The organism is Bartonella sp. MR30HLJHH (assembly GCF_042194195.1).
GTDB classification, from domain to species: Bacteria; Pseudomonadota; Alphaproteobacteria; order Rhizobiales; family Rhizobiaceae; genus Bartonella; species Bartonella grahamii.
The window spans coordinates 1-1,823 of sequence record NZ_JBHIMO010000061.1 but is presented as its reverse complement, the minus strand read 5'-3'; the positions used below and the strand labels follow the sequence as shown (position 1 = coordinate 1,823).

Genomic DNA, 1,823 nt, shown 5'->3' with positions numbered 1-1,823 from the left:
TAGTCTTCATATTTGCTTGTAGGCAAACCTTTTGCTGTCTTACTGAGTACGTTGTAAACGTTTGAAGCAGTGACTTTACCTAAGCGCGCTTGAAACCATTCTGCTGTTCTTTGTTCCATCTCACACCGCCGTTCTTTGTTCTTGTGGTGTTGGTGCATATTTGATATCTTGGACGTGAATATATTCGGCATCTTGTATAGGCGCCTCTATTTGCTTTTGTTGTAGAAAAGATTGTTCTTTTTCATGCTGTCTCTTTTGCAAAACATCCAAAATACTTTGTGCTCTTTCATCAGGAAGATCTTCAAGCCTGTCGACACGTCCGTACTTAAGCACTTTTTCCTCTTCTGTTTGAGTGATGTTTATTAATTGTTTGATTTGCGTAAGCACATCATAAGAAACTAACTTCGTTTGTACGTTATGATTTGTTTCATTGATACGTTTTGCTTCATCTTCTTCATAAATACCGGAAAGCCCGAAAGCATAGCGCGCGCATTGTATAGTGGCTTTATGGCGCAACATACGTGCTGGATATTTTTGCCATGCTTCACTTTTGTCTTGTTCGCATTCTTTGAGATATTCGGTGACTTCGATAGGGTCTTTAATTCCTTTGAGACGAATAGCACATTTGATTGCAATGATATTGCCATCCTTATCGAGTTGATCTTGAAAGGTCATGCCATCAAAGTTAGGATTTGATTTGATGATCTTTATCCAACCGTCGATAGAAACAACAGGGATCATGCCGCCGCCTTTTTTAGGAAATACATAAATTTCCTTCGCTAAAGGGTTAAGGCCATAAGTTTTGGCAACAAAAAGAAAAGTAGCAAATTCTGCGTCCTTGATCATACTAGCATTTTTATCTCCAATACAAGTTTTCATGATTGTGGTTCGAAATTCTTCAGTATCAAATCCATATTTTCCTGCTATTTCTGTTAAAAAAGTGGAATTTTTCATCTTGATTTCCTCCATTGCGCGCAATTCTCCTGTGGCGTGAATCACGCTTGTGTTTAAAAGTTGTTTGTGTGGTTAGAAACGGCTTATAGAGATACTATAAGACTAGTCGTTCGTATTTTTTTCCATTATTGCCTCTCGCCCGTTGTGATGATTTCATCATTGATGATCTCTGCGTTTCCATGAATAAATGCATAACCATAGATTTTGGCATTTCCCCAAACTTTTGCTCTGATGGAAATCAATGGACTGTCATAAATTTTAGCATTTCCATAAATTTTAGCTTTTCCACTAATAAATGCACCACCGGAAACTTGTGCATTTTCGTAGATTTGTGCACTGGCAAAAACACGAGCATGTCCAAAAATCTGCGCATTGCCAAAAATATTAGTTTCTCCGGTAACAGACGCACTACCAAAAACACATGCATTTTCGTAAATATCAGCAATGTTATCAATATAAGCATCACCAAAAACCTTGGCATAACCATAGACTTTTGCATCATCGCCTACCCAGCAATTGCCATCATGACTTAGATTGTCTTCTTTTTATATGAAACCGCCTAGGTCGTCTGCTTTAACATCATCAAAATCCCTTAATGCACGAATACGGTGAAGGGTTTTGCCATCAACCTCAGTTGTTTCATCAGTCAATTCGTATTTTCTCATCTGGTCTTTTCTCCAGTTGATATGGCGTTATAGTCATCAACGTGTGCGCTACGGTAAACTTTTGCATCACCGTAAACTTTTGCTTCTCCGTAAATTTCTGCATTATCGTAAACACGTGCTTCATCGAAAACGCGTGCGCTCTCGTAAACATGTGCATTATCGGAAACTTTTGCTTCATCGAAAACAAGTGCATTGCCATAAACA

At 38.4% G+C, this 1,823-nt stretch carries 2 protein-coding genes and 2 pseudogenes; all 4 read right to left on the bottom strand.

Annotation, left to right across the window (positions count from 1 at the left end; genetic code table 11):
• Positions 1-119, bottom strand: a pseudogene (locus ACFIKR_RS09195) (exonuclease); the annotation flags it as partial.
• Position 120: 1 nt separating this feature from the next.
• Positions 121-954, bottom strand: coding sequence for a recombinase RecT (locus ACFIKR_RS09190; RefSeq protein WP_375659629.1), 834 nt, complete (start codon positions 952-954; stop codon positions 121-123).
• Positions 955-1,079: 125 nt separating this feature from the next.
• On the bottom strand, positions 1,080-1,337 hold the full coding sequence (locus ACFIKR_RS09185; protein ID WP_375659630.1) for a hypothetical protein: 258 nt from the start codon (positions 1,335-1,337) through the stop codon (positions 1,080-1,082).
• A 278-nt stretch (positions 1,338-1,615) separates the two neighbouring features.
• Positions 1,616-1,823 (bottom strand): annotated as a pseudogene (locus ACFIKR_RS09180) (hypothetical protein); the annotation flags it as partial.